Origin of the sequence: Paenibacillus sp. FSL F4-0097 (genome assembly GCF_038593125.1) — a bacterium.
GTDB lineage: Bacteria > Bacillota > Bacilli > Paenibacillales > Paenibacillaceae > Paenibacillus_AQ > Paenibacillus_AQ odorifer.
Genome location: NZ_CP151965.1, coordinates 3,762,146 through 3,785,871, shown reverse-complemented (window position 1 = coordinate 3,785,871; position 23,726 = coordinate 3,762,146). Strand labels below are relative to the sequence as shown.

26 protein-coding genes are annotated in these 23,726 nt (G+C 42.7%); 20 read left to right on the top strand and 6 right to left on the bottom strand.

Annotated elements, in window-relative coordinates; genetic code table 11:
* Nucleotides 1–21 precede the first annotated feature (21 nt).
* Nucleotides 22–903: a polysaccharide deacetylase family protein gene (locus MHH86_RS16975; protein ID WP_036687626.1), complete on the bottom strand. Its 882-nt coding sequence runs from the start codon at nt 901–903 to the stop codon at nt 22–24.
* Nucleotides 904–1,091: 188 nt separating this feature from the next.
* Here MHH86_RS16975 and MHH86_RS16970 point away from each other — a divergent pair, with 188 nt between their 5' ends.
* The 8 genes from MHH86_RS16970 to glp all read left to right on the top strand — a co-directional run bounded on the left by MHH86_RS16970 (nt 1,092) and on the right by glp (nt 7,425).
* Nucleotides 1,092–2,126 carry an NADH:flavin oxidoreductase/NADH oxidase gene (locus MHH86_RS16970; protein WP_076106821.1) on the top strand — a complete coding sequence of 345 codons (1,035 nt, stop codon included), beginning with the start codon at nt 1,092–1,094 and terminating at the stop codon, nt 2,124–2,126.
* 87 nt (nt 2,127–2,213) lie between these two features.
* Entirely contained in the window at nt 2,214–2,918 is a 705-nt protein-coding gene (locus MHH86_RS16965) for a dihydroorotate dehydrogenase electron transfer subunit (protein WP_076144768.1), read from the top strand.
* Nucleotides 2,911–3,843 (top strand): dihydroorotate dehydrogenase, encoded by a 933-nt coding sequence (locus tag MHH86_RS16960; RefSeq protein WP_038571513.1) that lies wholly within the window; start codon nt 2,911–2,913, stop codon nt 3,841–3,843. The genes MHH86_RS16965 and MHH86_RS16960 overlap by 8 nt, the downstream gene beginning before the upstream one ends.
* A gap of 24 nt (nt 3,844–3,867) precedes the next feature.
* Nucleotides 3,868–4,206, top strand: a complete 339-nt coding sequence (locus tag MHH86_RS16955) for a hypothetical protein (protein WP_076218215.1) — start codon at nt 3,868–3,870, stop codon at nt 4,204–4,206.
* 70 nt (nt 4,207–4,276) lie between these two features.
* The gene (locus MHH86_RS16950; RefSeq protein WP_036687619.1) at nt 4,277–4,945 is read left to right on the top strand and encodes a PspA/IM30 family protein; all 669 of its coding nucleotides are present in this window, start codon (nt 4,277–4,279) and stop codon (nt 4,943–4,945) included.
* Nucleotides 4,946–5,068: 123 nt separating this feature from the next.
* Nucleotides 5,069–5,473, top strand: a complete 405-nt coding sequence (locus tag MHH86_RS16945) for a DUF350 domain-containing protein (protein ID WP_036687618.1) — start codon at nt 5,069–5,071, stop codon at nt 5,471–5,473.
* 14 nt (nt 5,474–5,487) lie between these two features.
* A complete protein-coding gene (locus tag MHH86_RS16940; RefSeq protein WP_076130052.1) occupies nt 5,488–5,994 on the top strand; it encodes a DUF4178 domain-containing protein in 507 nt (168 codons plus the stop codon).
* A 168-nt stretch (nt 5,995–6,162) separates the two neighbouring features.
* Nucleotides 6,163–7,425 carry a gephyrin-like molybdotransferase Glp gene (gene glp, locus MHH86_RS16935; RefSeq protein ID WP_342479369.1) on the top strand — a complete coding sequence of 421 codons (1,263 nt, stop codon included), beginning with the start codon at nt 6,163–6,165 and terminating at the stop codon, nt 7,423–7,425.
* Between the two features lie 703 nt (nt 7,426–8,128).
* On the opposite strand, the gene xerS is transcribed toward glp, so the two are convergent.
* Complete coding sequence (xerS, locus tag MHH86_RS16930; protein ID WP_076106816.1) at nt 8,129–9,211, bottom strand: tyrosine recombinase XerS; 1,083 nt, start codon at nt 9,209–9,211, stop codon at nt 8,129–8,131.
* Between the two features lie 165 nt (nt 9,212–9,376).
* Between xerS and MHH86_RS16925 the strand changes: the two genes are divergently transcribed.
* The 8 genes from MHH86_RS16925 to MHH86_RS16890 all read left to right on the top strand — a co-directional run bounded on the left by MHH86_RS16925 (nt 9,377) and on the right by MHH86_RS16890 (nt 15,818).
* Nucleotides 9,377–9,886: a GNAT family N-acetyltransferase gene (locus MHH86_RS16925; RefSeq protein ID WP_076126756.1), complete on the top strand. Its 510-nt coding sequence runs from the start codon at nt 9,377–9,379 to the stop codon at nt 9,884–9,886.
* 366 nt (nt 9,887–10,252) lie between these two features.
* Nucleotides 10,253–10,354 (top strand): sporulation protein YjcZ, encoded by a 102-nt coding sequence (locus tag MHH86_RS16920; protein WP_197069683.1) that lies wholly within the window; start codon nt 10,253–10,255, stop codon nt 10,352–10,354.
* Between the two features lie 185 nt (nt 10,355–10,539).
* Nucleotides 10,540–11,163, top strand: coding sequence for a TetR/AcrR family transcriptional regulator (locus MHH86_RS16915; protein WP_076099062.1), 624 nt, complete (start codon nt 10,540–10,542; stop codon nt 11,161–11,163).
* Nucleotides 11,164–11,224: 61 nt separating this feature from the next.
* Complete coding sequence (locus MHH86_RS16910; RefSeq protein WP_342479368.1) at nt 11,225–12,076, top strand: hypothetical protein; 852 nt, start codon at nt 11,225–11,227, stop codon at nt 12,074–12,076.
* 33 nt (nt 12,077–12,109) lie between these two features.
* Complete coding sequence (locus MHH86_RS16905; RefSeq protein WP_342479367.1) at nt 12,110–12,589, top strand: flavodoxin domain-containing protein; 480 nt, start codon at nt 12,110–12,112, stop codon at nt 12,587–12,589.
* A 237-nt stretch (nt 12,590–12,826) separates the two neighbouring features.
* Entirely contained in the window at nt 12,827–13,699 is an 873-nt protein-coding gene (locus MHH86_RS16900; RefSeq protein WP_342479366.1) for an AraC family transcriptional regulator, read from the top strand.
* 225 nt (nt 13,700–13,924) lie between these two features.
* Entirely contained in the window at nt 13,925–14,899 is a 975-nt protein-coding gene (locus MHH86_RS16895; RefSeq protein WP_076099066.1) for an aminoglycoside phosphotransferase family protein, read from the top strand.
* A gap of 178 nt (nt 14,900–15,077) precedes the next feature.
* Nucleotides 15,078–15,818, top strand: a complete 741-nt coding sequence (locus tag MHH86_RS16890) for a class I SAM-dependent methyltransferase (RefSeq protein ID WP_080742510.1) — start codon at nt 15,078–15,080, stop codon at nt 15,816–15,818.
* A gap of 221 nt (nt 15,819–16,039) precedes the next feature.
* On the opposite strand, the gene map is transcribed toward MHH86_RS16890, so the two are convergent.
* Together map and MHH86_RS16880 are read right to left on the bottom strand one after the other, a co-directional pair.
* Nucleotides 16,040–16,786, bottom strand: a complete 747-nt coding sequence (gene map, locus MHH86_RS16885) for a type I methionyl aminopeptidase (protein WP_036687603.1) — start codon at nt 16,784–16,786, stop codon at nt 16,040–16,042.
* A 7-nt stretch (nt 16,787–16,793) separates the two neighbouring features.
* Entirely contained in the window at nt 16,794–17,339 is a 546-nt protein-coding gene (locus MHH86_RS16880) for a TetR/AcrR family transcriptional regulator (RefSeq protein ID WP_254924482.1), read from the bottom strand.
* A 715-nt stretch (nt 17,340–18,054) separates the two neighbouring features.
* Between MHH86_RS16880 and MHH86_RS16875 the strand changes: the two genes are divergently transcribed.
* The 4 genes from MHH86_RS16875 to MHH86_RS16860 all read left to right on the top strand — a co-directional run bounded on the left by MHH86_RS16875 (nt 18,055) and on the right by MHH86_RS16860 (nt 21,725).
* Nucleotides 18,055–18,867: a hypothetical protein gene (locus MHH86_RS16875; RefSeq protein ID WP_076316738.1), complete on the top strand. Its 813-nt coding sequence runs from the start codon at nt 18,055–18,057 to the stop codon at nt 18,865–18,867.
* Between the two features lie 536 nt (nt 18,868–19,403).
* Entirely contained in the window at nt 19,404–20,366 is a 963-nt protein-coding gene (locus MHH86_RS16870; protein ID WP_076316739.1) for a YafY family protein, read from the top strand.
* Between the two features lie 109 nt (nt 20,367–20,475).
* Nucleotides 20,476–21,102 (top strand): type 1 glutamine amidotransferase family protein, encoded by a 627-nt coding sequence (locus MHH86_RS16865; RefSeq protein ID WP_076099070.1) that lies wholly within the window; start codon nt 20,476–20,478, stop codon nt 21,100–21,102.
* A gap of 317 nt (nt 21,103–21,419) precedes the next feature.
* Nucleotides 21,420–21,725: a DUF3889 domain-containing protein gene (locus MHH86_RS16860; protein WP_038571483.1), complete on the top strand. Its 306-nt coding sequence runs from the start codon at nt 21,420–21,422 to the stop codon at nt 21,723–21,725.
* Between the two features lie 220 nt (nt 21,726–21,945).
* Here the strand turns inward: MHH86_RS16860 and MHH86_RS16855 are convergent, their stop codons facing one another.
* Nucleotides 21,946–23,148, bottom strand: coding sequence for an IS110 family transposase (locus MHH86_RS16855; protein ID WP_076121959.1), 1,203 nt, complete (start codon nt 23,146–23,148; stop codon nt 21,946–21,948).
* A 75-nt stretch (nt 23,149–23,223) separates the two neighbouring features.
* On the bottom strand, nt 23,224–23,508 hold the full coding sequence (locus MHH86_RS16850; RefSeq protein WP_342479365.1) for a hypothetical protein: 285 nt from the start codon (nt 23,506–23,508) through the stop codon (nt 23,224–23,226).
* Nucleotides 23,509–23,726 lie beyond the last annotated feature (218 nt).

The following is a 23,726-nucleotide window of genomic DNA, read 5'->3' as shown; positions in this document are numbered from 1 at the left end:
CTCCGTTTCTTATTTATTTATTTATTTATTTTTAGAGACCTGCAGCAATTGAGGCACGGTAACGAAAGAATAGCCGCGTTTACGCATAATCGTGATTACCTCAGGTAAAGCCTGAATCGTTCCACTAAGATCACTACCCGGCCCACCTCCACCATGCTGAAGGATAATTGCTCCTTTTCCTGCATTAGCTAAGATGTTATTTCTAACTTGAGTTTTGGAAAGTCCCTTCCAGTCCAACGAATCCACATTCCAATTTACGAGCTTATAACCATGATTTTTTGCCCATCTCAATTGTTGCTCAGAGATATCTCCATAGGGTGGACGAATCAGGCGTGGTTTATATCCGGCCAAGGTTTGAATAATGTTCTCGGTCTCAATGATCTGTGATCTGAAATCATGCATCTTCAGCTTCACAAACTGAGGATGGTCATAAGAGTGATTTCCAATAGCATGTCCTTCTCTAATCATCCGCTTCACTAGAGCAGGATGTTTCTCAGCTCGGCTTCCTACCACGAAGAAGGTTGCTTTGACATGATATTTTTTAAGAACATCTAGCAATTGGGGTGTAAACCTTGGGTCAGGCACATCGTCAAAAGTTAAGGCGATGACTTTATTCCGAGGACCGCTGGTCTTAAAGGTCTCGGGATATTTGTGTAATAGCTGACTCAGAGACAAGCCCTTAGTGTTCTTATTGTTGCTGCTCGTTGAATTATTTGTAGTAGAAGTTCCCGCAGATATCGCCTTGTCTTCGTCAGTGGTCTGCGTACTTTTAATTTGATCCTGTGAGGACTTCTGATTCTGAGCTGGAGCTGAAGCAACCTCTGCTGAAGAGGTTGGAAATAGCAGGACAATGATTGATCCTAATACTACTAGCAGTTTCTGGACTCTCCGTTGATCATACATCCCCAAATGCCTCCTTTACTACCTGATCATCACCATATTCTTCATTGTTATCTCCATTGAAGGATGAATTTATGCCGTTTCTTCAAGGTCTCTGGTAAAGATTTCTTGCACACACTAATGCGTGTATACTAAATAGAACGGGATTATTCCCGGGCCAATTATAGACAGGTGGAAGGATGGGGACAAGGATGTCAGAATTGTTTGCACCTTATGAATTGAAGGGTTTAACGCTGAAAAATCGTATTGTTATGCCACCTATGTGCCAGTATTCGGTGGATAAAGAGGATGGCATCCCCAATGATTGGCATTTTGTTCATTATGTAAGCCGTGCTATTGGAGGTACTGGTCTAATCATTGTCGAGATGACTGGAGTACATCCGGACGGTAGAATAACGAACCGGGATACAGGGATTTGGAGTGATACGCATATAGAGGCGTATCGTAAGCTCACAGATAGTGTACATGCCTATGGAGCAAAAATAGCCATTCAACTAGGGCATGCCGGACGTAAAGCGGTCGATGCTGAGCCGCCGGTTGCACCTTCTGCAATTCCTTTTGATGCTCGTTCTAAGCAGCCACAGGTGCTTTCTAAGGAAGGCATCCTTGAGATGATAGAAGCCTTTCGTGATGCCGCTCGTAGAGCTGTGGAGGCAGGATTTGATACTGTGGAGATTCATGGTGCGCATGGTTACTTAATTCACCAGTTTCATTCACCTCTGTCCAACCTCAGAGTGGATGAATATGGACAAGATCCTGCACTTTTTGGAGAACAAGTAGTTGCAGCAATCCGAGAAGTAGTGCCAGTAGATATGCCCTTGATCATGAGGGTATCCGCGAAAGAATATGTTGATGGTGGATATGATGCTGCCTATGCCCTGGAGTTTTGCCGCCGATATAAGGATGCTGGAGTGGATATGTTCCATGTGTCTTCAGGTGGTGAAGGGCCCATTGGCTCTAATGGTGGACCTAATGCGGGCCCAGCCTACCAAGCAGATCTGGCAGAATATATTCGCAGTGGATTACAAGTGCCAGTAATTGCGGTAGGACGGCTTGAAGCCTATTCTGAGGCACAGTCCATCATTGCAGAAAAAAGGGCGGAGCTTGTAGCTATTGGCCGTGGGATGTTAAGTGATCCTTATTGGGCTTTACATGCTGAAGAAGCGCTTGGTGGCGTACATGATGTACCTAAACCTTATGAACGTGGGATTTGGAAAAGAGGCTAGACCGTTTTCAATGTGAAGTTTGTCACAGATTTTATGCTCCTTCTAAGGCAATCTTAATAAAGATAAAATTTGAAGGAGCTTGATAACGTGGGGACGGTTCTAAGTAACGAACGGCTGACAGATGGTGTGTATCACCTTAAGGTAGAGACGAATAGTGGCGGAGCAATGGGTCAATTCTACATGTTACGGGCATGGGGAGCTTACCCCATCCTATCCAGACCCTTAAGTATACATGAAGTACACGAGGATAGTGTTGAATTTCTGTATCACGTAGTTGGGGAAGGTACGGAGATATTCTCACGGCTGGGTTCAGGTGATTCGGTAGAGCTTGAGGGCCCTTTTGGAAATGGATTTCCACAGGTCGAAGGGAAGGTTGCGCTCATCGGCGGTGGGATCGGAATTGCACCGCTTTATTATTGTGCGAAGCAGCTTCCGGGGAGTGATATCTTTTTGGGCTTTAGCCGTGAAGCTTACCGGACAGAAGCGTTTCGCCCACTTGCAAGTGAGCTTGTAGTCGATGTTGGCGGTTTAATTTTGGATAGTGTGGATTTCAGCCAATATGATCATGTCTTTGTCTGCGGCCCACACCCTATGCTTAAAGCTGCTCAACGTAAAGGCATTGCTGCTGAAGAAGCAGGCATTAGAACGAAAGTATACCTTTCTCTAGAGAACCGAATGGCTTGTGGGATTGGAGCCTGTCTGGTCTGCAGTGTATCCTGCCGTGATGGTCAAAAGAAGGCCTGTGCAGACGGACCTGTGTTTCTTTCTGAGGAGGTGATTTTCCATGACTAAGTTGAACACAACAATTGCTGGCGTTCATTTTAAAAATCCAATTATAATGGCCTCTGGAACGTTTGGTTTTGGCCGTGAATATGGCAAGCTGTATGATGTGTCTCTGCTGGGTGGAATCTCTGGCAAGGGGTTAACCCTCAATCCGAAAGCGGGGAATCCCGGCACTCGTGTATATGAGACAGCTTCTGGTATGCTGAATAGTGTGGGACTCGAGAATCCGGGTGTAGCTGCATTTATAGATAAAGAATGCCCTTATTGGGAAACACTCGATACTGCTCGTTTGGTCAACCTGGGTGGAGGCACACTTGAAGATTATGTTCTTGGTGCTGAGATGATTCAGCGGGATGCAGATGCTCGTGCGAGTGCAGGTAAGACAGCAGTGGACATGATTGAATTGAATATTTCTTGTCCAAATGTTAAAGAGGGCGGCATTGCGTTTGGGATCCAAACTTCAGAAGCTCAAAAAGTAGTACAGGCTGTTAGACGCGCAACTAAACTGCCCCTTGCTGTAAAGCTGTCGCCGGGAGCCGAAAATATCGTTGAAATGGCACAAATGTGTCAGGAGGAGGGAGCAGACGCTGTCTCACTCATCAACACGATCTCAGGAATGAAGATTGATGTCCGCCGCAGAAGCAGTGTATTCAATAACTTATATGCTGGATTGTCTGGACCTGCGATTAAGCCTGTCGCTCTTCGTATGGTGCATCAAGTTGCACAAAACGTAACGATTCCCGTGATCGGAATGGGTGGCATCACTTCAGCAACGGATATCATCGAGTTTATTATGGCAGGTGCTGCAGTTATCCAAGTGGGAACTTATAATTTCATGAACTTGCGTGCAGGTAGTCAGCTAGTTGCAGAGCTTGAGCAATTTATGGTTGAAGAAAATATTCAATCACTAGAGGAAATACGGGGCATTATATAAAGTGAAGCAGTGAGGGGAATACTATTGACTACTAACCAGATTGATCCTGAGGATATTGAGCTGAAGGCGACGGCTGTCGGACGTGATCTCTTGCTCTTAATTAGTGGAGGTGTTCGGCATATTGGTGCCACGAGTACTGCTTATCTGGAGGGGGAGCAGGTTAAAGTACTGACTTCAGCGGTTCCTCATCATAAAGAGCACACGATAAGCGAGCCCATTGCGATCAGAGTAGCTGAAGCGCTGAACAAGACGGTCACAGTAGTGATGGGGATTCATTATGACAATCTCACGAAAGAAGGTATTATGGAAGTCGTGGAAATTGTGAATTTAAAAGTAAATCAATATTTAGCGCAACAAATATGAAACGGTAGTGGCAATTCTACGTAAAAGATAGCATGTGAGGAATTAAATTATCTTTTGGAGGAATGAAACCATGTCTATATTTAAAAGATTGCGCGATTTAACCATGTCTAATGTGAACGCGATTATTGACAAAGCAGAAGACCCGATTAAAATGACAGATCAATACATTCGTGATATGACCGAAGATTTAGAAGATGCAGAAAAAGCTGTAGCGGCGCAAATCGCCATTGAGAAGAAATTCAAACAGCTGTATGAAGAACAAGAAGCGCTTGTTAACAAACGTACCCAACAGGCTCATGCAGCAGCTCAAGCGGGTAATGTTGACCTTGCTCGCCGCGCTCTGGAAGAGAAAAATGCTGCTGAAGCTAAACTGGTAGAATACAAAGCCAGCTTTGATCAGAACAAAGCCTCTGCGGATAACCTTCGTGGCAAGCTTGAAGAGATGCGCAAACAGCTTACCCAAATGAAGAACAAACGTGAGACATTGGTTGCGCGTTATAACGCTGCCAAAGCTCAAACCGAGATCAACAAAGCAATGAGCGGATTTAGCTCCGATTCAGCGTCTGCAGGTCTCAAACGTATGGAAGATAAAATGCTGCAAGCAGAAGCTCAGGCTGAAGCCAGCAATGAGATGAGTTCAGGCAATAAATCTCTGGATGATGAATTCGAGAAGCTGAACAAAGATCAAGCGGTTGAAGATGAACTGGCGGCTCTGATGAAACAATACGAGAAGCAATAACATTTGATCTTTAGCCGGTTCACGGCTGGTGTTCACAGGCGAAGGGGAGACAGAAATTCGTTTCTTCTTCGCTTTATCTATGCTTATGAAAGGCATGCAAAATGATTAAGCGGGGGCTATAGAATGGATCTCCATATTCTGGTGTCCATGGTCGTGTGGACGGTGAGCGGCGCTGTGTTGCTGTTTGTACTGATGTATATAGATTCACTTTTTACTCGTTATAACGATATTGAAGAGTTAAAGGCTGGAAATATGGCGGTGACTACACGGTTTGTAATGAAGCTTTTAGCTCAGGCCTTCATTTTATCTTCATCGATAGCGGCTTCCAATAGTTTGTTAGATGCGTTGCTGATTTCGTTGGTATCATTTTTGCTTTTGTTAATTTTAGAAAGAACGGTTCGGCTTCTACTAGCAAATTGGGGGAAGCTGGATCTGGATCATGGTACACAGCTTGGTAAAATCGGATATGGCCTGCTATCAGGTTCACTGCAAATTACGGGTGCTTTAATTATTACTGCCTTTATGTAGGAGGAACGATCAAGTTGAGTATGTGGAAACGTATAGGTAACCTTTTCTCTAAGCCAGCGCCTCAGGAAGTTCAAAAAAGTATGCTTAATTTGTCTCCCGGAGACATTTGTGAAGTATCGCTTGTCACCTATGAAGTTACTGGCCGGACACATAATCGGGGCCGTAATGCTGTAGTTCTGACCCTTAGAGATGGAAGCCAGATAGCTTATCTTCATATAGAAGAGCGGGAACAGCTGCAATATGGATTGTACAGACCTATCGATGGGCGGTTAGATAATCCTGCTGAGGTTCCAGCAACTCTTGAGCTCGATGGCTATACATTTTTCCTGGAGGAAGAATATGAAGGTTTTGTCGCTGTTGCAGGTCAGACGCCATTTATGAATGGTGGAGAGCAGCATGTGTGGCAATATCAATCAGATGATTCACGTCTACTGCGTGTAGAGTGGCAACATGGACGGTTTATGCTTTATGAAGGGGAGAAAATAATCCCTGGGGATGTAAAGGTAATTAGAGCATCCTAGCCTAGTAGAGAAGTAATAGATCACTATACCGGAAAAAATATTGTAGAAAAGGCTGCTGCCCATAAACATGGATGGTGGCCTTTTGTGTTTATAATTTTACTTCAAGAGGTCTCATGTTAAAATAATACCTATTACAGCAAAAATCGACGTTTCAGAGCGGAGGTCTTTATGAAGGATAATAAATTTCAGCGGGAAGCGCTGCAAGTCAAAGAAGCTCAGGCCAAAATAATCAAATATGCCAATCCGCTAGAATCAGAAGACGTATCGCTAGATGAGTGTTGTGGACGTTATTTGGCTGAAAAAGTGATTGCTCCACACCCATTTCCTGCGTTTAATCGATCTAGTATGGATGGATATGCGATTATAGCGTCGGACACCCATAACTGTGTTAATGGACAAGTTGTATGGTTAGAAATTGTGGATAATATTCCGTGTGGCGCAGTGCCTGCGGTAGATATAACTCAGGGAACAGCCGCAAGAATTATGACTGGTGCACAAGTACCGGTTGGGGCTGATGCTGTGGTGATGCTGGAGGTCACGGAGAGACGTGAAGAGGAAGGAAAGACTTACGTTGGAATTCGAAAAAAACTAGAAGCAAACAGCAATATCACACCTCAAGGTTTCGAATTAAGCCAAGGTGATCTTGTATTGCCAACAGGAAGGTTAATCTCTGCGGGGGATATAGCTGTTCTTGCAGCGTTTGGATTACATACCGTGAAAGTCTATCGTCGTCCCAAGGTAGCCATCTTTGCCACAGGAACAGAGCTGCTGGAAGTGCATGAGCCGCTGGAGCCTGGCAAAATCCGCAATAGTAACTCCCCTATGCTCGAAGCTCTAGTCAAAGAGACAGGGGGTGTTCCAGTAATGTTAGGCGCTATTGTGGATGATCTGGAGCTGGCTAGAAGTAAAGTACAGATGGCGCTGGAAACTTATGATTTTGTGATCACAACGGGTGGCGTTTCTGTGGGGGATTATGATATCATGGGCGACTTGGTTCGTGAACAAAGTGGTAATATGTTGTTCAACAAAGTGACGATGCGTCCAGGAAGCGTAACTACTGCTGCGGTTAGAGGTGGTAAGCTGCTGTTAGCTTTATCCGGGAATCCGGGGGCTTGTTTCGTTGGGTTTCAACTGTTTGCACGGCCTGTGATTTCACTGATGCAAAGTGCTTCTCAGTCTTTTTTACCGGAATGGAACGTTACACTCGGTACAGATTATAAAAGAGTGAATAATTTTACTAGATTTGTGCGAGCTCGCTTAGAAATAAAAGACGGCAGCTTGTTTGCTTATCCGGCACTCATTGATGAATCTTCCGTATTCGTCACGATCAAGGATAGCGACTGTTTGATAGTTGTACCCCCAGAAGAAAAGGGGCTATCTGCCGGAGATAAGGTAACGGTGATCAAGCTGCCAGGAGAGATTCGGGGCTAGATGTGGAGGGTACTCTGCCCATCGATGATGAACAAAATTTCACCGCAGGTATTGGAGTAATTAAAGGTATTTGATATCCACGCACGCACAGAAATCGTCATAGAATTGCTAGGTCAACGGTATTATTTCCAACATTTCAACATATGAAAAATTCACAATAGATAAGCAAAAAAACAGCGTTCCTGCTAACCCAATAGTCGCTAACAACCGGTTTTAAAGGGAGGGTTACCCCAGAAATTAGAATAAGAAAACCCACTTGCGTACCGTAAGTGGGTTTTTAGTGCAACAATAATCGGGTTAGGGGTGCCCGCCGAATGTAATTCAAATTTGAAGAAAAGCGAAAGTAAAGTTTCCGGGTAGGCGACACAAATCGCAGTAAATCTCCTATCGGAAGAGTTACTGCTCTATTGTTTTGAGTTATTGGCTGCGCCACTGCCGAGATTAATCACCCGCGGATGCTTACGGACCCAGATGATCTTATTTGTTTATTTATCACCTTTTAAGCGGGGTTTCGGACCTCAGCGTCGCTATTTCATAGAATGGAGCTCATATTTGCGTATTTCAGGCCAATAGCGACCTTGAGGTCCGTTAGCCACCCAAATATGAGATAATCTTGCGTTTAAGGTCAGCTGAGTCCGATAACAACTCTGCACTAGCGAAGAGCAACTACTCAACCGAAGTAGGAGCACCCTTTTTGTGATGATTAATTATCGACACGCCGCTCGATCGCCTCAGACATCGTTTTATCCGTTAAATGAGCGTAGATCTCAGTTGTTTCGGTGGATGCGTGCCCGAGCTGTTCCTTCGTTTTATAAATATCATTTTGCAGATAATAATCTGTTGCAAAAGAATGACGCAGCTTATGAACCGTAAGAAACGGTTTACCAAAGCGTTTAGCGTACTTAATAATCATTTCTTGAATTGCACGTTTGGTCATACGTTTGCCTTCTTGACGCCCGTTAGGGAGGGAGATAAACAAGGCCTTTTCTCTCTTGGGTGTTTTGTAGCGAGATTGGCGCAGACTAAGATAAAGAGCTAGATCATCTTTAGCTTGCTCTCTAAAATAGACGGGTGTCTTAAACGTTTCGTCATTATTCCCTTTGCGGGTGACATAGAGCAGCTTGTTGTTAATATCCAAATCGTCTACGTTTAGATTGACTACCTCAGATACACGCAGGCCAGAGTTCAGAATCAAGCTGGCAATACAGGCGTCGCGCTCGTGATTTAATTGAAACGAATAATAAGCCTGTTTGTTGCCCTCCACATCCCGTCCATAACCTTCATAAATGTACCCCACAAACTCCAGTAATTCCTCATCTTCCAAAATCTTACCCTTTAATTTAGCGGCAGTATCCTTTGGCTTATGTGTTCGTTTGACCTCAACCTTAGCCATAATGTTTCGCTTAAGCAATGGATAAAAGTTCTCGTCCTCAGCGATTTGACTTAAATAATGAAATAAGGAGCGTAATGCAGATAGTTTACGGGATACAGTAACACGAGTGTTCGTACCTTCGGCTCGGGTAGTTAGATGCAACCGATATCCGACAATACTGTCCATATGTAGGGTTTCCAATTCTAGAAGCGTGATCTCGGTATTTGAGCCGGCTTGGGATAAGCCCTCTGCCCGCAACCAGCCGAAAAAAGATTCATAATCCCGGATATACTCCAGCAGTGTGGAGGGGGAGAGATCAGGCCGTTTATAGTCAATAAACTGCTGAACGAACCAGGGCATGAGGGGTAGCTTTTGATCAAGTTTTTTACGGTCATCGTTCTTTTGAACGCTCATGTGATTCACCTTTTTCCATAGATTGCATAAAATTTCTCCTTTCTATCTTAACATGTTTTGTCCCATATTGGACTTTGAATGAAGGGGAAACTAGGTACGAGCCTTGCTCCTGATGCCGCTAAGCTTTATGATGTGAAGTAAACATAAATATCAGAGGTGCAAATAATGAAACTTGAAATTGAGCTGGTTCCTAAAGAACGTAAGCATACTATAAGCAGATTAATGCAGTTCTACCTATATGATTTCACCCGTTATTTGGAATTTGATGTCAATCAAGACGGGGTATTTCCGGCCTATCCGGGACTAGAAGCTTATTGGAGTAGCGGGAATAATAAATTCGCATATTTGTTTAAGGTGGACGGGCATATTGCTGGTTTTGCTTTGGTGGACAGGTTATTGCGTAATCCTGAAGGCCAGTTTTATATGACTGAGTTTTTTGTGATGCAAAAATACCGCCGAAGTGGTGTAGGTACATGGGCTGCGCATAAGCTATTTGATATGTACTCTGGTGAATGGAAGGTTTCACAAGTCCGTGCGAATACGCCCGCTCGTGATTTCTGGCATAAAGTGATCGGGGACTATACCCATGGAGAGTTTCAAGAGCGCTTTAATCCACAACAAGGCAACCCCAGCCAATACTTCAACACATTAACTATTAATCGAATTAAGAAATGAAAATCCGTGTGTTTTCGGGTTTTTCTTAAATAAGGAGTTTACTATTAACAGCAAATGGAATGGAAAAGTGGTGCTAAGCGAGTGAGCGCTAGACAGTGGAGGATGACCAAGAGAGCGTCAAGACGGACGGCCAGGAAACTGTATTTTTTTATATAACTGGCTAGCTATTAAGAACATATACGAATTGTAAAGTAATGAGCATCTAATGCTCTCTACTATAGTTAACATAACATTATTTATGTAAACCAATTAAACCATTCACCATAAAAAGGGTCGTTGGTTTATTTTTTGTGTTCAAAATACCCAGTCAGTGAGGGCAATATTGCATATCTTATGATGTACTCAATTACAAAGGAGGAGTCAACAATGGGCGAATTTGCAGGAGGATACGGTGGTTTCACTTCCACAGGAGCTATTCTGGTTCTGTTTATCCTGTTGGTTATCATTACTAAAACCCTCTGTCTGTAATCCTTTAACTTCACAAATTAAAGGTTCCGTCAGTCTAAATGACTGGCGGATTTTTTATGTCCAGATATGTACATTGGAGGAGGGGAATACATGTGACTAAGGATATTGACATAAAACTAATCCGAAATATATATTAAACAGTGTTCAATGATTAAACAATGTTCAACTCATGAGGAGACAAATTTATGACTAAAGAACAACGAAAAGTACGTGAGCGTGAAGAAATGAGAAATCTGATCCTGCAAAATGCAGCTTTATTGATTGCTGAAGTGGGAATAGAGAAGCTCTCTATCCGAAAAATCGCTGAGAAAATCGAATATTCACCGGGAATTATTTATCATTATTTTAAAGGCAAAGAAGAGATTATCGAGAACTATTTGCAACAAAAATATACGGATATGCTTACTGAGCTTCAGTCTGTGCAACAAGAGGTACAGCAGGAATTACCTCCAGATACACTTTTAAAACGATCATTGGAGAAGTTCATCAGGATGTCTCTTTCCACGGGTGTAGAATACCGGAATGTCATGCTAAACGATACGCCGGCTGTTCTTAGTTACACAGCTGTTCTATTTAGAGGAGCAGCCCAGGAGCGTAAAGCGATTGGGATGCTCTGCCAGGGCCTGTTCAGATTTGAAGCACAGAAAAACCGTGAGGAAGCTTTCGTAGAACTCACTGCTCAGGTGATATGGAGTGCAGCGTTCGGTTTAATTATGCGTTTGCTTGTCGAAAAAGATCTGCCTGATGATCAGGTCGAAGCTCTGATTTCATGTCATTTGGATTCAATGGTTGCTATTGCCTCCAGGTAAAATCTAAATATTTTCATGAAGGGAGGGGGAGGTTGTTATAAAACATATAAGGAAAGTCGTAGTGCTGTCGGTGTTGATTTCGGTTATTGCAGTGTTTGCAACAGCGGTTGGGTTGTTTTCAGATGGGATAAGTGATGGAACAAAATATACTTTTACGTCAATATGGGGCGAGGATGTAAAGCTTCAGGGGTCAGGAGTGTACAGCCATGATTCTGTCTCTGCGGCGGCACAAGCTAAAGCACAGGATGGAGTTACATTATTTCTTGCCATACCTTTACTGCTCAGTTCGCTCATCATGACAATTAAAGGCTCGATAAAGGGGAGGATGCTCCTTACGGGCACTCTGGGGTACTTTTTATATACTTACGCATCCTACAGCTTTCTGACGATGTACAATTCATTGTTTTTAGTTTATGTGCTGTTGTTTTCTTTAAGTTTTTTCGCATTCATCCTAGCTTTATTTTCCTTCGATAAAGAATCCATACATACTTACTTTAAAAACAGTTTACCTTCTAAAGGAATCGGCTTTTCACTAATGGTTATTGCTTTTATGATTTTATTGCTCTGGCTAGGGAAAATACTGAATTCACTACTGGGGGGAATACCGCCACAAGGGCTCGAGCACTATAGTACGTTGGTAATTCAAGTTTTGGATCTTGCGATCTTGGTCCCATTAGCAATTGTTACGGGGATTATGGTCATTCGTAGACAACCTTTTGGGTACCTACTGGCAACTGTCGTTGTTTTCAAAGGAGTTACATTACTGCTAGCAATTACGGCAATGCTGGCGGCAATGATCTATAGCGGTGTGGCTGTGTCTATAGCCGAGTGTGTAATTTTTCCGACGATGGCTTTAGCTATTGCTGCTTGTATGGTTATTTTGTTAAAGCATGTACGTGAACCCTTAAGATAATAAGTGACCAGCGAGCGGAAGGGAGCGATTAGAATGAAGACAATAATTATGTTTACCTCGAAATATGGGTGTGCGGAGAAAGCGGCTTATTTATTAAAATCTCAACTGGGCGAAGAAACCGAAGTAGTTAATTTGATGCATGCTAAAGAGCCGACACTGGAACGATATGATACGGTCATCTTGGGAGGATCTATTTATTATGGGAAAATCCAAAAACAAATGACTGATTTTACAGCAAAATATCAACATGAACTAGGGAAAAAACGAGTAGGATTGTTTATTTGTGCAGGAGCAAAAGGTGAGGAGGCCTCACAAGAATTGAAATCTGCGTTTCCAGAAGTGTTATATAACCAATCGGTGACGAAAGAAGTTTTTGGAGATGAGATCTATGAAGAGAAGCTAACTTTGCTAGATCGGTTTGTATTGCGGATGGTAAAAGGAAAAAATAAGAACGTAAATGGGTTGTCAAAAGAGACGATAGAGCGTTTTGCGCTTACTATGAAAAGGCAGTGAAAGTGAGTGGACAAACGAACTGCTGAACGTACTTCAGGTCATAGTTAACATAATTATGATTATGTTAACTATGATCTTGACATTCAAAAAAAGTAGTCCTTCTTGTGAGAAGAATTTTACTTCCTCATATCGAGTCTCTGTTCATCGAAACATGAAAACCCTACAGAATCGTGCAGAAAAGTCGGGAAGGTAAAAACCTTCTCTGATAACCTTTAATTAACGAGGGGAGGCAACGTCATGGATACGCTGATACAACTGAACAAAGCAATAAACTATATTGAGGAGAACCTAACAAATCAAATTGATTATCAGGAGGTTGTGAAAATAGCCTGTTGTTCGGAATATCATTTTACTCGCATGTTCTCATTCCTAGCAGGCATTACTCTGTCGGAATACATCCGGCGTCGACGTCTAACCTTGGCAGCACTCGAGCTATCACAAAGTAATATCAAAATTATCGATGCCGCTCTGAAATATGGTTATAATTCGCCTGATTCCTTTTCTAGGGCTTTCCATAGCATGCATGGGGTAAATCCTTCGGAAGCTCGGGTCCATGGACAATCCCTTAAGGCGTTCCCTCGGATGTCGTTTCAGCTGACTATCAAAGGAGGAAATGAAATGAATTACCGTATTGAAATCAAAGAATCTTTTCACATCGTGGGCATAAAAAAACGGGTACCAATCATTTTCCAAGGGGTCAATCCGGAGATTGCGTCGATGTATGAAGGGTTGACGCCGGAAATGATTGATGAGATGAAGAGATTTTCCGATGTTGAGCCCTCAGGGTTTATAAGCGCCTCTACAAATTTCTCTGAGGGGCGTATGGAGGAAAAAGGAGAGTTCGATCATTATATTGGCGTTGCCACTACGAAAGACGCATGGAATGGCTTGGATCAGCTGGAAGTGGCGGCCTCCATGTGGGCTGTATTCACAGTCGTCGGCTCTTTTCCGAGTGCGCTACAAGAGATCTGGGGGCGAATATATTCGGAATGGGCTCCGTCATCGGGATATGAGCTAATTAAAGGGCCTGAAATTCTTTGGAATGAGCACAAAGATATCACATCGCCAAATTTTAAAAGCGAAATATGGGTGCCTATCACTAAGAAATAAAAGAGTTTGGTTGGATTAATGAGACTGAGAGCTGAATATCCTTTCACTACGAAGCTGCCGCGAAAAACATTCCGGCAGCTTCGTCAAGCTATAGGCAGGATATTTCGAAAATGTTGTAGAAGTACAATTGGTGAGTCGAATGATTTTTGGAATGTAGTAGATTTCAATTTTTATGATTCAGACGAAGATTGAATCAATGAATCCTTCTATTTTAAAGGAGTCCTTATGACGAACGAGAAGCTTTTGGACTTACTAGGCAGTTACGATATCCAACAGCCTGAGATTATTTTCTTAAGGCATAACGAGAACAGAACCTATCGTGTTAATGACAGAACGGGAAAATCATATTTACTCCGCATTCATGACCCTTTTATAGATGACATGAAAGGTCTGCAACATACATACGGCGGCATTCTTGGAGAATTGCAAATGCTTGAGAAGCTGGGAAGCTGGAGCAGCAACGAAATACAGACTCCCGTAAGAAACAATGAGGGTGAACTTATTACGATCATTGAATACGAAGGTGAACTGCTAAACTGCTCCGTCCTCACCTGGCTGGATGGAAGAGACATGAATATGAATGATGTTAACAATCTTGAACTGGTAAAAGAACTGGGATCGCAAATAGCAGAACTGCATACTTTTTTTCGGCAGTACGAACATACAGGTATGGAGATTCGACCGAGTCAAGGTAAAGCTTATAATGAACGGATGATCCGTGTGATTCATTCGGGTGTGAAAAAGAATTTATTTACGCCTTCTGATGCTAATGTCATTGAACAAACGCTGCAATTGATCAACTCCCGGTTAGATGACCGTGGCGGGGAGGCTGGCCCTGACCTTATTCATGGGGATTTGTGTATGGGTAATATCATCATCACAACCGAAGGAGAGGTGCGCTTCATCGATTTTGGCTTTTTCGGTAACGGTTATGCCTTACTTGATGTAGCCATGGGAGCTATGATGCTGCCATCCGATCGAAGAGATACTTTCCTAAAGGGTTACTACAGAGAGTACGAAAATACAGCGAATGATCTACTTCAGTTGGAAGGTTTAATGTTGGTCGCTATTATTGGATATTACGTCTTCCAGATGGAGAATGTACATGTTCATGCCTGGATGCGTGAAAGAATGCCCAAATTATGCGCTGAGTATTGTCGCCCCTTCCTCAATGGTGAAAGTATATTTTATAAAATATGAAATGGAATGTTCATGGTTGAACTAACGAGGAGTGGTAGGTTTGATAAAAATTGATTATATCCGTTTATCACCAAACGTGTTATCAAAAAAATAGTAAAATAATACTGTTAAGCGCGATGGCTGTCGATGAGCATTTATTTCGATTATATTATAACAAGGAATGAAAGGGGGAATGGTGTTGATTGAACATAGCAATCTTGAAGAATTTCAAGATCCGGTAAATTACGATCTTGAATTTGACGGTGAAATGGACAAATATCAGTTCTATCTTGAGCTTGCTAGATCGAGTCCTGGGGAAGTGTTAGAACTTGCTTGTGGTACAGGCTTAACAACGATCCCCCTCTCGAAAGCCGGTATAACAATGACCGGTGTAGATATCTCTTCAGCAATGATTGCATATGCGCGGTTGAAGGCGAAAGGGCTGACTGTTACTTTTATGGAAGGTGATGCCCGTACCTTCGAATCGGACAAGCGATTTTCGATGATTTATTTGACTGGTAATGCATTTCAGGCATTTTTAAGTGATCAAGATCAAAGCGATTTGCTCACGACCGTTCACAAACATTTACAACCTCATGGAATCTTTGCATTTGAGACCCGTAATCCGGAGGGAACGGATTTATCCGATCAAGAGGAGACAGAATGGGGATCATTTATTGATAAGGATGGAAATAACGTCAAGGTATCAGGCACACAATGTTACGATGCTGGCCAGCATATCATGCATTGGGTCACGATGCGTGATTGGGGGTATAAACGAACGACTTCCCGGATTGCTTGTCGGTTCACGGATCCGAATACGCTGCATTCTTTATTAACCCGTCACGGCTTTCGCGTCGAACATCTATATGCTGACTGGAATAAAACGCCGTTTTCTCCGTCATCTTCATCTATCATTAGCGTTTGTAGGAAATGTTAGGAGAAACGTAATGCATTGCAATAGAACTCCCCCTCAGATTGAGGGGGATTTTGTTGTTCCTAAGTTTAGCATACTTTTCGCATTAAGAATTCAATCGGTCCTCGGGACATTCGTTTTCTCCACCTATGTGAGAAGATCACACATGTATCGGATGAAGAAAGAAGTTCTGCTCAATAAATAAAAAAGAAGTCGACCCTCTCGTTGGTCGGCTTCTAATTGTTCTATTGCGCGGTCAGGATTTGTGGACCTTCAGCGGTGATGGCGATCGTATGCTCGTATTGGGCGGCGAGTTTGCGGTCCAGCGTCCGGGCGGTCCAGCCGTCCTGATCAATTGTCATGTTGTAGGTGCCTTCAGTGATCATGGGCTCGATCGTGAATACCATGCCTTCCTTGATGCGGGGGCCTTTGCCGGGCTTGCCGACATGCATATAGGTAGGCTCCTCATGCAGGTCACGACCGATGCCATGAGCGAGAAGGTCGCGCACGACGCCAAAGTTGTTCGATTCGGCATGCTGCTGGATTGCGCTCGTCACGTCTCCGAGCCGATTGCCGGGCTGTGCCTGCGCGATGCCGAGGTCAAGGCACTCCTTCGTGACGCGCATCAGCTTCTCAGCCGCCGGTGAGATCTTCCCGACCGCATAGCTCCAGGCTGAATCGCCGAGCCAGCCGTCGAGCTCCGCTACCGTGTCGATCGTCACGATATCGCCTTCCTCAAGTGGCTTATTTGTAGGGAAGCCATGTGCAATTACGTCATTGACGGAGGCACAGGTCGCATATTGATAACCATTGTAGCCCTTCGTATATGGTTTGGCGCCGTGCTTCAAAATAATATCCTCGAATATGCGCTCAATCTCGTTCGTTGTGATGCCCGGTTTGATGAGCGGGGCAATTGTGCGATGGCATTCGGCCACAACCTGGCATGCCTTGCGGATGGCTTCGATTTCATACTTGCTTTTTAAGATGACCATGTTTGTTTCAGGACTCCTTTGTAATGGCTTGTATCGCGAGCTGGGCGATTCGATCGATGTCCAGCTCGGAATTGCTCGCATAGTAGTGCAGCCCGCAGCAGCCGACCAACACGGCAAGCATAAGGTTGATGCTGTCGTCTTCACGCTGCATAGTCGATTGGAGTGGAACATACAGCCTTTCCATGAATCGTCTCTTGGCAGGGTGCCGATCTTTCTCTGGCAAGCCTGTAAAATGTTCCGCTGCCATTTTGTAGACGAGATATGCGCGGGCATCTGACTGCCACAACTGGAGTAGCGTCTTGCAATACGTTAACAACTGCCTGTCGTCAGGGTTGTCCCGGCTGATGTTCGCCCATTGAGTCAGGGTTTGCTCACATCGCTCGAAGCCGCTGCTCAGCACATCTTCTATTAGTAAATGCCGGTTGGGGTAATAATGGTATACCGTGCCATAACCGAGACCAGCCTCGCGGGCGACGTCGCGAATATCAAAGCTTCCGCCCGTACGGAAGTAGGTATGCGCGGCGAAGTCCAGGATCTGTTCTCTGCGCTGCATACGTATGAGCTCATTTTGTTCTTTGGTACGGGGGCACATGGGCGCGTTAACCTCCTTTTTTTATATAGACCTGCAAATTTGTCAATATAAAGAGTGTAACGCATGAGGCGGAGAAATGCAATTATCCGTTGGCGTTCGATGAAAACAAGTATTAGACTGAATAATAAAGTGCTTACCGGGTAAGACAATCCTGAGATACGAATTTGCATTGAATCGCTTCGTCAGCAGCAAGTTCAAGAGCCGACACCGAAACAAATTAAGCGGGAGATGGATGAAAACAACAAGGACGCCATCATTGCGTCGTTAAAACGAAAGATGAAGAAGCTCGAAGAAGAAAATAAAAAGTTGCGAGAACAACTTAAGTTTTCCTATGCGGAGGTCTATCAATGGATTTGAGGGAATGACTGTTAGCTTATCCAGCTTACGGGCAGCTTAATTTAAGATCATACTCGGTGAACTGTATCATAAATAGGGGCAAGTTTAACCCTTGAAACCAGTGAGCTAGGATCAATTTCGTTTCGAGTTAATGTGAATAATATCCATTATTTTTAAATATGCGACAAAAATTGCATTTGAAGAAATATTATTGTATGATTTGGTGTGTTAAAAATTGGAAAATTTAATCGTCATTGTGTGGACAGTACGGATACTACTTCAGCAGTTAATTATGGCGTAACCAAAGTTTCTTATACTTATTAACTAAGGAGAAGCAGCCTTGCGTAAGAAGAAATATGTTAGCATAGCCTCAATTACATTGATTGTGATTATGGTCGTTCTATTCTTCAGTATGAAAAATGTTCTTTTCGACGGCTCTTCTAACAAATCAGAGGAACAGGCCGTCACAACAACCAGTGAGATGATTAACGAGACAGAGAAACCAGCTGCCACAATAACGAATAAGGGAACCAATGAAAAGAAGAGCGTAACCGCGATGGAGGCACTGCGCCTTGGGTACTCAGAGGCGAATAAGCTTACGGAAGAAGAGCCATTACTTATTAACATAACAAGCACGGATGACACTTCTGTTTCCCAGGAACGAACCGATGGTTCGGATGGAACAAGAGATGCTTGGAATCCCGAATTTGGCAGCAAGAAAGGGAATGTTTTTATTTATATCAAGATCGATAATGGAATGGCCATTAAGACTGATGTGAAAAAGCACGATAAGAATTTACTTGTAAAAGGACAGTATGCGATATCTGATATTCAAATCGATTCTTCCGATGCAGTTAAACAAGCTGTTGAGAGACTGGGGATGAAACCAGGAAATCCTGCTATAGCAGATGACTGGATCAAGGGGTATCATTTTACTATCAGCAGGTATAATACTGATCCTAACTCCTCCAAAACACGTCTGCTGCTAAGAGTTATGGGTATCTCGCCGAATTCTCCTAATCGTGAGAATGACAGTTTGAGAATGAGCGCTTTCTTTGATGTCAAAACAGGCGAATTGATGAGCGCTACCGAGATGACAGGCTTCGACAAGGATGGGAATACCATGTGGAAGAATATTGAGCTTAAATACTGATGACGGCATAAATAAATGAAGAAGGAAGATATTTTCGTAAAAATACAACATATTACCAAATAAAGAGTTATTATTGATGGAACTTACCGTGCGTTACTGCTCATGAGCAGACGCATGGTAAGTTTGTTTTTGTGTAAAGGCGTTATTACTGTCTACTTGGTAAAGTCTATACGCATCACTCAAGTTTATTGAACTGGAAATATCCATTCTTCGAGGTGATGTATATGCTGAGTATATTCTTTAGTCCCCTGAACGGCGGTTAGGGCAATTGGAACCTAGCGGATCAAAGAAAGAGCATCCTGCAAAGGATGACCCAAAAACTTACCGTTACAAACAGCGCGGTGAACTGTATCACAAGTTGTGGTAAAGTAGATTGTTGGGTTGAGCTAAGAGCAGCAATGTTAAAAATTGCAGATTGTTGTTTATAGATTGCTAAGTGAGGATTGAAAGGCTGGAAGATCGATGAATAAAGGGATGCAGGCGATTCGCAAAGCTAATAATTTTGAGCGATCCTAATAAAAGATGAGGTATATGTGATGCCAAAAAACGATAATATGCTGGCAATCCTATGGATGCTGAATTCGGGTGTTAAAATGACCGCAAAACAAATATCCGAAAAGTTAGAAATAAATATAAGGACAGTCTATCGGTATATTGATGCGCTAAGTGCCAGTGGAGTGCCTATAATATCCGACACTGGTCATAATGGCGGGTATAGCTTACTGAATAATTTTATCAGAGCACCTCTGCTATTTGATATTGAAGAAAAAAAAGCACTTCTTCATGCTGCTGTTTTTGCAAAAGAAGCCGGATACCCTTTGAGTGAGGCATTAGGTAATGCGACATCCAAATTGAAAATGTATTCGAATCAGGAACAGGAAAGTGTTCTCAGCCGTCATTTAGCCGGATTTGAAGTTATAAACCGTAGGGGAGACCCTTCTATTCAGCCAGTATTAGCGGAATTGGAGCAAGCTGTAGCAAACGAATTCTCTGTAGAAATTGATTATCACACACGCCGTGATGATCAACCCAAGACTAGGGTGATAGATCCCTATGGAATGGTTTACTGGAACAATAAATGGTATATTGTTGCATTTTGCCATCTGAGAAATGAGATCCGCAGCTTTCGGGTAGAACGGATTTTACAAATCAAGCGTACTCAAAACATATTTAAACGTTCCGAAGCTTTTTTGGCTCGGGAATTTTTTTTGCGAAATCTATTACCTGATTTAGTCGGCAAGGACGGGTTGATTGCTTTAATTATCGAAGGTAGATCAGAGGCGTTGGATGACTTATGCCTGCATTGGTTTTTGGGGCATCATCTGAAAGAGCGTACATCAAATCAAGCAATCTTTTTACTTGAGGAAAAATCAATTCATACCTATGTTCCTAATTTTCTCTTATCCTACGGGAAATCCATTCAAGTAATCGAACCACAGAGTTTGAAGGAAAAACTTGTTGGTGTTGTGTCGGAGTTAATGGAATATTATCAACTTTAATAACTTCACTGACAGCGGATGTCAGTGAAGTCATTTTATAATGACGATAATCATTGATTACCGATGGTTGGTATCACTAGATGAATTGTAAAATAAGGAGAACTTGCAAATGAATAATACGGTATATCTTTATGTGTTTGACACAATGGCAGACTGGGAAATAGGCTACGTAACTGCCGAACTGAAATCGGGAAGATATTATAAAAAGGGGCTGGTCCCGTCAAAAATAGTTACCGTGGGAATTGATAAGACTCCAGTAACTACAATGGGCGGATTGAAAATACTGCCTGACATCAAATTGGATGAGTGCAGCATTGAAAGATCAGATCTATTGATTTTACCCGGTGGAGATACATGGACAGAAACCATTCACCACCCCCTCTTAAAAATCGCTGAAAGGTGTTTAAGGGAAGGTATATGGGTTGCAGCGATTTGTGGTGCTACAATGGGACTTGCCCAGACAGGATTGCTGAATTCACGTGGGCATACAAGCAATGATCTGGAATACCTTAAAATGATCTGTCCCACTTATACAGGAGAAAAGTATTACAAAATGGAGTCTGCTGTAACGGATGGAAAACTGATCACAGCATCTGGAATAGCTCCGTTGGAATTTTCTGCACACATCTTGAAAGCTTTGGATGTGTTTTCTCCAAAAACATTAGACGCCTGGTATAGCCTTAATAAGACTAATGATTCTAAATATTACTATGAGTTGATGAATTCAATACAATGAAGGTATCAGCATTTAAGGAAAAGTGAAAGTGTGTTGTATATATGGATATGGACAAGATGCCACATGAGTAACAATGCGACTTAAAATATTCCTTCCATAGGAATCCTAATGGAGTACGATAGTTAAGCATAAAGGGTTCCACATATTAGTCATGTATAATATGTGGAACCCTTTATTATATCTGACTTTCCTAAATCTAGATCTTGATTAATTGAAAAAACAAAGTTGTAGACTGCACGCTGGCATTAAGTTGTTTAAGAATACATTTGGATAAAGTGGGAGATATTACTGAAAACTTCTCCAGATGGGCGGTTATTATGAAAAAAATACTGATATCATTTTTGGTGATACTTATTTTTTCCACTGTTACAGTAGAGGCTGCGCCTGAATACGCAAAATGGGGCAAAATTGCAGTAGAGGAAACACAAAAACGATACAATGCAGTCATAATTGATTATAAGCACATTGGTCGTACTGAACTAACACCTAAAAAGTCTGAAGAGAAATTCAAACTATGGATTAGAAGCAAAGCAGGTAACGAGTTTGGGGTTTTTGTATCAATCCAATTTGACCCATCAACTGATACAATCCAATCGATTCAGTTTTCTGAAACTAATCGTTAGATTTAATAAATCTCGCTATTTACGCTAATGGGGCACGATAGCACAATGACAACAGGCTGCCGAGATCATAGGCAGCCTGTTCAGCTATTCCAGCTAATAGCTTGTCAATATTTAATTATTAATGGCCGATTCCTGAAGTGGTATACTTAAAAAAAGATATGACAAATAACCGTCCCCTTCGGCACAGGAATATATTTCATCTTTTTCTATTTCATGCTGCTCATTCTAGACGAAATGCTTCTTTTGAAGTTAAGATGGCAAAAATCCAGTGGATGAGTTTGTTTACACAAGCAATTACCGCTACTTTGAACAGCTTTCCTTCCGCACGCTTTTTATCGTAGTAAGCTCTTAATTTCTTGTTTCTATTACTACGAATACCACAGCGCACAGCTTGATACAGGGCTGTACGAAGCCTTCTCGAGCCATGTTTCGTGATTCGATTTTGGGTTGCCACAAACTTACCTGAAGCAAATACACTGGGATCAACACCAGCAAAGGCCACCAGCTTCTTTGCGTGATCGAACCGATCGATTTCTCCAATCTCAGCCAAAATTGTTGCAGCAATTTTCGTGCCGATACCGGGTATCGATTGGATTAAATCATATTCAAGTAACTCTTCAGCCAGGGTCTCTATCGATTTATCAAGGTCTGATAGATGGTCCTGGTATTGAAGAAGTAATTTGATGAGCAGCTGCATGGAGATCAAATGACTTGGAAAAGCCGTCTCCTTAAAGGGATTTCGCCTTGCTGCAGCCGCTAGGATTTGAGCGCGTTCCAAACACCATGAGACGGATCTTCCGCGTCCAGTAAGACGTTGGATTGTTGTTGTAATCTCTTCCACAGTCATACCCAGGACTTCTTTAGACGTCGGGTGTAAGGCTAGAAATCGAAGTGAAACTTTCGAATAAAGGTCACCAAACACGCCATGGTATTCGGGAAAAACTTGATCCAGAATGGCCTGGAATTGTAGTTTTGCTTGAACATACATACCCGTTAGGGATTCATACTGTCGTGTTAGATAGCGTAAATTCATGAGATGCTGACCCCGTTTTTTGATGGGTTCAAACTCTTCTTTATAGAACAGTGCCCCAAGTTGATAGGCATCAGCAGCATCCGTCTTGACCCGTCTTAAATTAGTTTTTTTGGCCTCATATGAGATTAACGGATTAATGACGATGTATAGATACTGGTGCTCATCCAGAAACTGAACAACAGGGCTATGATAATGACCTGTTGCCTCCATTACAATGCAAGGGCTCACCCCAGCAGCTGATTCCACTGCTCTAACATAATTAAGAAAAGACGATAATCCCTCTAGATCATGATTAAATTTAAAGATCTTCCCATGAGGTACTCCACGGTCTAAAAAAGCTTGTGCATGGCTCTCTCCCTTGGACACATCCAAACCAATGACTGGATTCATGACATCACTCCTGTAGTATTTTCACCGGCAACCCCTAACCTTCTTGTCTTCCACACTATCGCATGTGATACGGGATCAACGTCCCAACCAGCCTAACCATGGTTGAACAAGTAGGGGGGATGAACAGAATAGCTCTCGGGATCCAAGTCCCACGGGCAGAAACGTTCGATCCCCGGCTACCGCTATCTTACGACCATACAAAAAAAAGGTCGACCAGAAAGATCTGGTGACCTCATAATACGAACGGGCAGAATAACGTGATGTAGGTGTGTACTTTAAATGAGAAGAGTAATAGAGGTGGATTAAAGATAGGACTTTATTTTCCAGTCCAAGACTGCCGCTGGTTTTATAAGGCGCCATTCTAAAAACCCTATTTGCCTCGGTCATTACCTCCTCAATATCAGCAGGGACCACGATCTTTGAGAATTTCCATCGTATGACTAGTTTAACCTCTAATTGAACTATCTTAATCCCAGGATGAAATCCCTCCAAAATGCTGTGAAATAACAGCATTTTATAAACTAGAACTAAGGACAGCTTACCAAAAAGGACTAAAATTACTACTTTGTTCTATAATT

Coding starts and splice junctions, on each gene's coding strand:
- MHH86_RS16975 (WP_036687626.1), bottom strand. CDS start 903: ATGTATGATCAACGGAGAGTCCAGAAACTGCTAGTAGTATTAGGATCA.
- MHH86_RS16970 (WP_076106821.1), top strand. CDS start 1,092: ATGTCAGAATTGTTTGCACCTTATGAATTGAAGGGTTTAACGCTGAAA.
- MHH86_RS16960 (WP_038571513.1), top strand. CDS start 2,911: ATGACTAAGTTGAACACAACAATTGCTGGCGTTCATTTTAAAAATCCA.
- MHH86_RS16950 (WP_036687619.1), top strand. CDS start 4,277: ATGTCTATATTTAAAAGATTGCGCGATTTAACCATGTCTAATGTGAAC.
- MHH86_RS16945 (WP_036687618.1), top strand. CDS start 5,069: ATGGATCTCCATATTCTGGTGTCCATGGTCGTGTGGACGGTGAGCGGC.
- glp (WP_342479369.1), top strand. CDS start 6,163: ATGAAGGATAATAAATTTCAGCGGGAAGCGCTGCAAGTCAAAGAAGCT.
- xerS (WP_076106816.1), bottom strand. CDS start 9,211: ATGAGCGTTCAAAAGAACGATGACCGTAAAAAACTTGATCAAAAGCTA.
- MHH86_RS16925 (WP_076126756.1), top strand. CDS start 9,377: ATGAAACTTGAAATTGAGCTGGTTCCTAAAGAACGTAAGCATACTATA.
- MHH86_RS16920 (WP_197069683.1), top strand. CDS start 10,253: ATGGGCGAATTTGCAGGAGGATACGGTGGTTTCACTTCCACAGGAGCT.
- MHH86_RS16915 (WP_076099062.1), top strand. CDS start 10,540: ATGACTAAAGAACAACGAAAAGTACGTGAGCGTGAAGAAATGAGAAAT.
- MHH86_RS16905 (WP_342479367.1), top strand. CDS start 12,110: ATGAAGACAATAATTATGTTTACCTCGAAATATGGGTGTGCGGAGAAA.
- MHH86_RS16900 (WP_342479366.1), top strand. CDS start 12,827: ATGGATACGCTGATACAACTGAACAAAGCAATAAACTATATTGAGGAG.
- MHH86_RS16895 (WP_076099066.1), top strand. CDS start 13,925: ATGACGAACGAGAAGCTTTTGGACTTACTAGGCAGTTACGATATCCAA.
- map (WP_036687603.1), bottom strand. CDS start 16,786: ATGGTCATCTTAAAAAGCAAGTATGAAATCGAAGCCATCCGCAAGGCA.
- MHH86_RS16880 (WP_254924482.1), bottom strand. CDS start 17,339: ATGCAGCGCAGAGAACAGATCCTGGACTTCGCCGCGCATACCTACTTC.
- MHH86_RS16870 (WP_076316739.1), top strand. CDS start 19,404: ATGCCAAAAAACGATAATATGCTGGCAATCCTATGGATGCTGAATTCG.
- MHH86_RS16865 (WP_076099070.1), top strand. CDS start 20,476: ATGAATAATACGGTATATCTTTATGTGTTTGACACAATGGCAGACTGG.
- MHH86_RS16860 (WP_038571483.1), top strand. CDS start 21,420: ATGAAAAAAATACTGATATCATTTTTGGTGATACTTATTTTTTCCACT.
- MHH86_RS16855 (WP_076121959.1), bottom strand. CDS start 23,148: ATGAATCCAGTCATTGGTTTGGATGTGTCCAAGGGAGAGAGCCATGCA.
- MHH86_RS16850 (WP_342479365.1), bottom strand. CDS start 23,508: ATGGCGCCTTATAAAACCAGCGGCAGTCTTGGACTGGAAAATAAAGTC.